Source organism: Halomonas sp. (genome assembly GCF_041689495.1).
Classification (GTDB): Bacteria; Pseudomonadota; Gammaproteobacteria; order Pseudomonadales; family Halomonadaceae; genus Halomonas.
Map to the genome: position 1 here is coordinate 1 of NZ_JBDNGD010000035.1, position 7,598 is coordinate 7,598.

The 7,598-nt window shown below is 60.4% G+C and carries 8 protein-coding genes; 1 reads left to right on the forward strand and 7 read right to left on the reverse strand.

The genetic code is table 11. The features are described from left to right. From nqrF to ACESMD_RS01100, 7 genes are all read right to left on the reverse strand, one after another. The coding region (gene nqrF / locus ACESMD_RS01070) for an NADH:ubiquinone reductase (Na(+)-transporting) subunit F (protein WP_372609495.1) at positions 1–647 on the reverse strand (647 nt) is incomplete at its 3' end. A 72-nt stretch (positions 648–719) separates the two neighbouring features. Then, a complete protein-coding gene (nqrE, locus tag ACESMD_RS01075; RefSeq protein WP_372609497.1) occupies positions 720–1,337 on the reverse strand; it encodes an NADH:ubiquinone reductase (Na(+)-transporting) subunit E in 618 nt (205 codons plus the stop codon). A 1-nt stretch (position 1,338) separates the two neighbouring features. Beyond that, positions 1,339–2,007, reverse strand: coding sequence for an NADH:ubiquinone reductase (Na(+)-transporting) subunit D (locus tag ACESMD_RS01080; protein WP_372609499.1), 669 nt, complete (start codon positions 2,005–2,007; stop codon positions 1,339–1,341). A 2-nt stretch (positions 2,008–2,009) separates the two neighbouring features. Further along, on the reverse strand, positions 2,010–2,825 hold the full coding sequence (locus ACESMD_RS01085; RefSeq protein WP_372609501.1) for a Na(+)-translocating NADH-quinone reductase subunit C: 816 nt from the start codon (positions 2,823–2,825) through the stop codon (positions 2,010–2,012). After that, on the reverse strand, positions 2,825–4,051 hold the full coding sequence (locus tag ACESMD_RS01090; RefSeq protein ID WP_372609503.1) for an NADH:ubiquinone reductase (Na(+)-transporting) subunit B: 1,227 nt from the start codon (positions 4,049–4,051) through the stop codon (positions 2,825–2,827). The genes ACESMD_RS01085 and ACESMD_RS01090 overlap by 1 nt, the downstream gene beginning before the upstream one ends. Then, on the reverse strand, positions 4,051–5,400 hold the full coding sequence (locus ACESMD_RS01095) for a Na(+)-translocating NADH-quinone reductase subunit A (RefSeq protein ID WP_372609505.1): 1,350 nt from the start codon (positions 5,398–5,400) through the stop codon (positions 4,051–4,053). Before ACESMD_RS01095 ends, ACESMD_RS01090 begins: the two co-directional genes overlap by 1 nt. 279 nt (positions 5,401–5,679) lie before the next feature. Then, complete coding sequence (locus ACESMD_RS01100) at positions 5,680–7,146, reverse strand: glyceraldehyde-3-phosphate dehydrogenase (RefSeq protein ID WP_372609507.1); 1,467 nt, start codon at positions 7,144–7,146, stop codon at positions 5,680–5,682. Between the two features lie 198 nt (positions 7,147–7,344). Here ACESMD_RS01100 and ACESMD_RS01105 point away from each other — a divergent pair. After that, a partial coding sequence (locus ACESMD_RS01105) for a hypothetical protein (RefSeq protein ID WP_372609509.1) occupies positions 7,345–7,598 on the forward strand: 254 nt, incomplete at its 3' end.

Genomic DNA, 7,598 nt, shown 5'->3' on the forward strand with positions numbered 1-7,598 from the left:
GAGTAGGCCCTGATGACCTCCTCGTCGTTCCTGTGGGAGATATCGAACAGGCCGAACTTCTCCCAGTCGCCGCTATACTCCTCATCGATATCGAAGTCCTTGAAGGAGATATCGTAGGGCGGTGCCACCAGCTGTACATAGCCGCCGGCCCGGAAGCCCACAACTTCCCCTTCGGGAAGTCGCAGATTCAGTTCCTTGATGAAGGTCGCAACATTGGGATTGTCGATGACCTCACACTCCCACTTCTTGACGCCGAAGACCTCTTCCGGCACCTCGATCTTCATGTCCTGCTTGACCGGCACCTGGCAGGAGAGGCGCCAGCCGTCCTTCTTCTCGCGCAGGGTGAAGTGATATTCCTCGGTGGGCAGGATGCCGCCGCCACCCTCTTCCACGCGACACTTGCACTGGGCGCAGGTGCCGGCACCGCCACAGGCGGACGACAGGAAAATCCCATTGGAGGCCAGGGTATTGAGGAGCTTGCCACCGGCCTGGGTGGTCAGGGTGTGTTCGGGGTCGTCATTGACCTCGATCTGCACGTCACCGGTACTGACAAGCTTGCTGCGCGCGGCCAGGATCACCATGACCAAGCCGATGATGATCACGGTGAACATGAACACACCGAGCAAGATGACTGCTGTATCAACCATGTCGGTTTCCTATTGCTTGACGTTGCCTGAGTCCCGACGGCACCGCGTGCCGTCGGGACAACATGACGTACCTCAGAGCTGGATGCCGGAGAAGGACATGAAGCCCAGCGACATTAGACCCACGGTGATGAAGGTGATGCCCAGCCCCTGCAGGGAGTCGGGAACGTCGCTGTACTTGAGCTTCTCGCGAATGCCGGCCAGCGCCGTGATGGCCAGGGCCCAACCCACACCGGCCCCCAGGCCATAGACCACGGATTCGCCGAAGTTGTAGCTGCGCTCGGACATGAACAGGGTCGCACCGAGGATGGCGCAGTTCACGGTGATCAGCGGCAGGAAGACGCCCAAGGCGTTGTAGAGCGCCGGCACGTACTTGTCGAGGAACATCTCCAGGATCTGCACGATGGCGGCGATGACGCCGATGTAACTTAGATAGCCGAGGAAGGCCAGATCGATGTTCTCGGCACCACTGATCCCGGTCCAGGCCAGGGCCCCCTCATCCAACAGGTAGGTCAGGATGAGGTTGTTGACCGGAACGGTGATCACCAGCACCACAATGACCGCTATCCCCAGGCCGAAGGCCGACGATACCTTCTTGGAGACTGCAATGAAGGTACATATGCCGAGGAAGAACGCCAAGGCCATGTTCTCGACGAAGACCGAGGCGATGAACAGGCTGAGATAGTGTTCCATGTTAAACGGCCTCCTTCGGCTGAGTGTTTTCCTTCATCTTGAACTCGTTCTCCTCGACCTGCTCCGGGTTCAGGGAGCGCAGCACCCAGATCAGCAGCCCGATGATGAAGAACGCCGAAGGTGGTAGCAGGAACAGGCCATTGGGCACATACCAACCACCATCCTGTACCGGGACCAGCACAGTGAAACCGAAGACGCTTCCGGACCCGAACAGCTCGCGGATGAAGCTGACCACCATCAGGATGAAGCCGTAGCCCAGCCCGTTGCCGATGCCATCCAGGAAAGACAGCCCCGGGGTATTGGACATGGCGAAGCCTTCGGCGCGCCCCATCACGATGCAATTGGTGATGATCAGCCCGACGAAGACCGAGAGCTGTTTGGATATCTCGTAGGCATAGGCCTTGAGGATCTGGTCTACCACGATGACCAGCGAAGCGATGATGGTCATCTGCACGATGATGCGGATCGACGAGGGGATGTGGTTGCGGATCAGGGAGATGAACATGCTGGAGAAGGCCGTGACGAAGATCACCGCCAGTGTCATGACCAGCGATACGCTCATGCTGCTGGTCACCGCCAAGGCCGAGCAGATACCCAGTATCTGCAGCGCAATGGGGTTGTTGTTGAAGATCGGCGTCGTCAGGACGCCCTTGGGAGTCGCTTCTGCCATGATCAGGCTCCTTCCGCTTCGAGTTCGACGTCAGCTTGCTCGGCATCGTCCTGGTCCACACCGCTACGGAACTTCGCCAGGTAGTTGCCGAAGCCTTCAGGGCTCAGCCAGAACTGCACCAGGTTGGTCACACCACGGCTGGTCAGGGAGGCGCCAGACAAGGCGTCCACCTCGGTCTCGCCGCTGGCACCGCCCTTCACCAGCTGGATGGCCGGCTGCACGCTCTCTTCCTCGGCAAAGATCTCCTTGCCTTGCCATTGGGCCTTCCAGTTCGGGTTGTCGACTTCGCCACCCAGGCCGGGGGTCTCGGCATGGGAGTAGAAGGTGATGCCCTCGATGGTGTTGCCGTCACCCTGCACCGAGAGATAGCCGCGCATCAGGCCCCAGAGGCCCTGGCCGCGGATCGGCAAGATGAGCTGCTGGGGGTCGTCCGGATTGCCCACCAGGTAGACGGTGCTGTACGCCTCCTGACGCGACAGGCCGGCGATATCCCTCTCACCGGACAGCGTGCGAGACTGGGCCGGATCCTTGGCCGCCTGGAAGCCGTCGTAAGTCGCGGGGTCGAACTGGTCGGTGTACTCGCCGGACCGCAGATCTACCACCCGTGGCGTGACCTTCTCGAAAGCGGTCTGGATATCCATGCCCGGCTTGTCGAGATCCGCCACCTCCAGGATGTTGGTCTTGCGGTCGAGTTCCTGGTTCAACTGCTGCATCGGGCGCAGTGCCACCGCGGCAGTCGAGACGATGACCGCACACACGAAACAAAGTGCGAACGCCACCGTCAGGATCTTCTTGGTGGAGTTATTGCTCTGTGCCATCACGCAGTCTCCTCGGCCGGCACACCGGTGCGCGCCAGGCGGCGCTTGATGTTGGCCTGTACAAAGAAGTGATCGATCAGCGGGGCGAACAGGTTGGCGAAAAGAATCGCCAACATAATGCCTTCCGGGAAGGCCGGGTTCACCACGCGGATAAGGATGGTCATGACACCGATCAGCGCACCGAATATCAGGCGGCCCGGATTGGTCATCGAGGCGGATACCGGATCGGTGGCCATGAATACCATGCCGAAGGCAAAGCCGCCCACCACCAGATGCCAGTACCAGGGCATCGCGAACATCGGATTACTGTCGGAACCGATCAGGTTGAAGAGCGCACTGGTGGCCACCATGCCGAGAAAGACGCCCAGGACGATTCGCCAGGAAGCGATCTTGGTCCACAGCAGCACCACGGCCCCGATCAGGATCGCCAGCGTCGAGGTCTCGCCCACGGAGCCGGGGATGAAGCCGAGGAAGGCATCCCACCAGCTGAACTGGCTGGACAGAGCATCCATGCCGCTCTGGAAGGCGGTCGATAGCGCGGTGGCGCCGGTATAGCCATCCGCGGCCACCCACACGGAATCACCGGTGATCTGTGCCGGATAGGCGAAGTAGAGGAAGGCACGGCCGGCCAGCGCCGGGTTGAGGAAGTTCTTGCCGGTACCACCGAAGATCTCCTTGCCGACCACGATGCCGAAGGTAATGCCCAGGGCTACCTGCCAGAGCGGGATGGTGGCGGGCAGGATCAGGGCATATAGCACCGAGCTGACGAAGAACCCCTCGTTGACCTCATGACCACGCTTGATGGCGAAGAGGACCTCCCAGAAACCACCGACCACGAAGGTCACCAGGTAGATGGGCAGGAAGTAGGTGGCGCCGAGGACGAAGTTGGCCCAGACGCTATCCGGGTTGTGGCCGCCGGCCAGCAGCATGGCAATCGCTTCGCGCCAGCCATCCATGGAGCCGTAGCCATCGGCGATGGCAAGGTTGGCCTGCCAGCCGGCGCTCCACATGCCGAAGAACATCGCCGGGAAGGTGCAAAGCCAGACGGTGATCATGATGCGCTTGAGGTCGATCCCGTCACGCACGTGAGCCGTGGTCTTGGCCACATCGGGCGGAGCGTAGAAGATGGTGTCCACCGCCTCGTAGAGGGGATAGAACTTCTCGTACTTGCCACCCTTGTGGAAGTGTGGCTCGAGATTGTCGAGTGTCTGTCGGATACCCATCATCAGGCCTCTTTCTCGATCAGGGTGAGGTTGTCGCGCAGGATGGGACCGTATTCATACTTGCCCGGGCACACATAGGTGCACAACGCCAGGTCCTCTTCATCCAGCTCGAGACAGCCGAGCTGCATGCCCGCCTCGATGTCGCCGACAATCAAGGAGCGCAACAGCTGGGTCGGCAGGATGTCCAGTGGCATCACTTCCTCATAGGCACCGACAGGCACCATCGCCCGCTCGGACCCATTGGTGGAAGTGGTGGGCGCATAGTTGGTCAGGCCCTTGAGCTTGGAGACATAGATGCCCATCACGGAATGGCGGTTGACGCCAGGCGACAACCAACCCAGCCAGAGGCGCTTGTTGCCTTCCTCGATCAGACTGATCTGGTTGTGGAAGCGGCCCAGGTAGCGCAGCGAACCTTCCGCAATGTTACCGCTGAAGACGGAACCGGAGATGACTCGTGTTCCTTCGGGGTCGATCACCTCACCGTCGAGGAGTTCCTCGGTACTGGCCCCGATCCGGGTACGCAGCAGACGGGGATTCTCCGTGCGAGGCCCCCCCAGCGCGATCACCCGGCGCGTGTCCAGCTTGCCCTCCGCGAAGAACTTGCCGAAGGCAATGACATCCTGATAGCCGATATGCCAGACCCGCTTGTGCAGGGCGACCGGAGAGAGGTAGTGGATATGCGTTCCCACCAGGCCCGCCGGATGAGGACCCGCAAAGGTCTGCGCCTGGACACCGTCGATATTGCCACCGGCCACGCTGCTGTTGGGACCCATGCAAAGATACACTTTGCCCTCGGTCAGGCGAGTCAGCACCTTGAGGCCATCCTCGAAGGCATCTGTCTGCTCGTTGATGACCATCGCGGGGTCGGCAGCAAGCGGATGCGTATCGATGGCGGTGACGAAGACATCCGTCGGGATGCTGTCGATGGCCGGTGTGCGGGAATAGGGGCGAGTGCGCAGCGCCGTCCAGAGACCGGATTCGACGAGGCTGTCGACCACCACTTGTCGCTCCAGGCTTTCCAGCTTGTCACGACCGTGGGCGGTGAACTCTAACGCCTCCTCATTCTCGTCGACCTTGATCACCACGGACAACAGCTTGCGCCTTTCACCACGATTGATGGCCACGATCTCACCGGCGGCGGGTGCAGTGAAACGCACCCCGTCGATTTTCTTGTCGGTGAAGAGCAGCTGGCCCAGCTTGACGGTCTCCCCTTCCTTGACCTCCATGGTCGGCTTCATGCCGACATAGTCGGGTCCAAGGACCGCCACGTGACGCACCGGCCGCGCTTCCTCGATGCGCTGCTCAGGCGCCCCCGTGATGGGGAGATCCAGGCCTTTCTTGACTTCGATCATAGTCTCGCCCAGTTGATGGATCGGATAGATGAAAGAGGTTCGAATGGATTCGGATGCTTGATTTTCAATACATTACCAGTCCGGCTCGAGCGAGGCCCGAACCACCCCGAGATATCCACCACATTATAATGATTCACCAAGGTCCTGACCACCTGACTTGAGGCAGCAAGGCCCCTTGCACTTCGGGTCGGCAGCGCAGCACCATACTCGGATAAATAAAAACCCCCACCGAATCAATTCAGCGGGGCACCGATTACACCAGGCATTCAGGTCTGTTGATCAGGCGTTAGCCGCATGTGGCAGCTTGAGGAAACGGACATTTGAGACATGCTGCAGGATACGCACCACCTGGCAGCTGTAACCGAATTCGTTGTCATACCAGACGTAGAGAACGACATGCTTGCCATTGGCGATGGTCGACTTGGCGTCAACGATCCCGGCATGACGGTTGCCCACGAAGTCCGAGGAGACGACCTCGGGGGAATCCACATAGTCGATCTGCTTCTGATAGGCGGAATCGATGGACATCCGCCGCAGGTAGTCATTGAGTGCCTGGGTATCGGTCTCCCCTTCCAGGGTCAGGTTGAGGATCGCCATCGAGACATTGGGAATCGGCACGCGGATCGCATTGCCGGTCAGCTTGCCGGCGAACTCGGGCAAGGCCTTGACGACGGCCTTGGCGGCACCCGTCTCGGTCAATACCATGTTCAGCGGCGCGCTGCGTCCGCGGCGATCCCCCTTGTGGTAATTGTCGATCAGGTTCTGATCATTGGTGTAGGCGTGAACGGTCTCGACATGACCGTGGGCGACGCCGAACTCGTCGTTGAGCACCTTGAGGATCGGGACGATGGCATTGGTCGTGCAGGACGCCGCCGAGAGGATATTATCCGCAGCGCCGATATCCTGATGGTTGATGCCATAGACGATGTTGGGTATATCCCCCTTTCCCGGTGCCGTGAGCAGCGCCTTGGCCACGCCCTTGCATTCGAGGTGCTGACCAAGGCCCGCCTCATCACGCCAGATACCGGTATTGTCCACCACCACGGCCTCATCGATGCCATAGGCGGTATAATCGACCTCCGACGGAGAATCGGCGTAGATCACCTGGATCAGATTGCCGTTGGCGGTAAGGGTACGGGCCTCGACATCGAGACTGAGGGTGCCGTGGAAGGGTCCATGCACGGAGTCACGGCGCAACAGGCTGGCGCGTTTCTGGAGATCCTGGGCGATATCACCACGCCCCCGGACCACGATGGCACGCAGCCGCAGCAGGTTCCCGCCGCCTGCCTTGTCGATCAGCACCCTGGCAAGGATGCGGCCAATCCGCCCGAAGCCATAGAGAACGACATCCTTGGGCTTGCCAGTTCCCGCCTTGGCATCATGGGCATCGACAATCTCGGCGAGTTCCTCGCGCATGAAGGTCTCGGCATCCTGGCCACCCCGTTTCTTGAATGTCACCCCCAGCTTGCCCACATCGACGTGGGCCGGCCCCAGATTGAGGCGTGTCATGGCCTGTACCAGCGGGAAGGTATCCTGGACCGAGAGTTCGGTGCCCTCTATCTTGCGCACGAAACGATGATCTTTCAGGATGCGGATGACGCTTCGGTTGAAGAGCGAGCGCCCGAACAGGGTGGTGACGACATTGTGATGGCGATAGAGACGGCCGATCAAGGGAATCATCTGTTCGGCGATGGCCTGGTTGTCATGCCAATCCTGGAAGATGGTATCGAGCGGTTGCTGACTCACGGGTGGCCTCTCTGTGGTGTTCGGGAAGCGCTTCATTATCCCGACCCGACTCCCGATGGGCAATCGCAGTTTGGTCGCAGATGCTGTAAGGAGGCTACAGAAAGTCCGTTTTGACTACACGCCCTTGTCTCGTTTGGTATCATTGGGTGATCTGTATCGCCACTCTCAATGCCTCGAACACGAACCGAAGCCGACACCATGCCGCACTTCTCGCCGTTGGACCCACCACGGCCGCAGGGCCTGCGCGATACGTTATACTGGCAGACGCCCCACGGCAGTGCCGGTGCTCTGGCGCTTGCCAATCTCGCTCAGGACGCTCCCCTGCTGGTGGTCACCACCGACACTGCCCAGGCCCAGCGCCTGGAGAATGACCTGCAATTCTTCGCCCGGCTTCCGGTGATGCCCTTTCCCGACTGGGAGACGCTGCCCTACGACAGCTTCTCACCGCACCA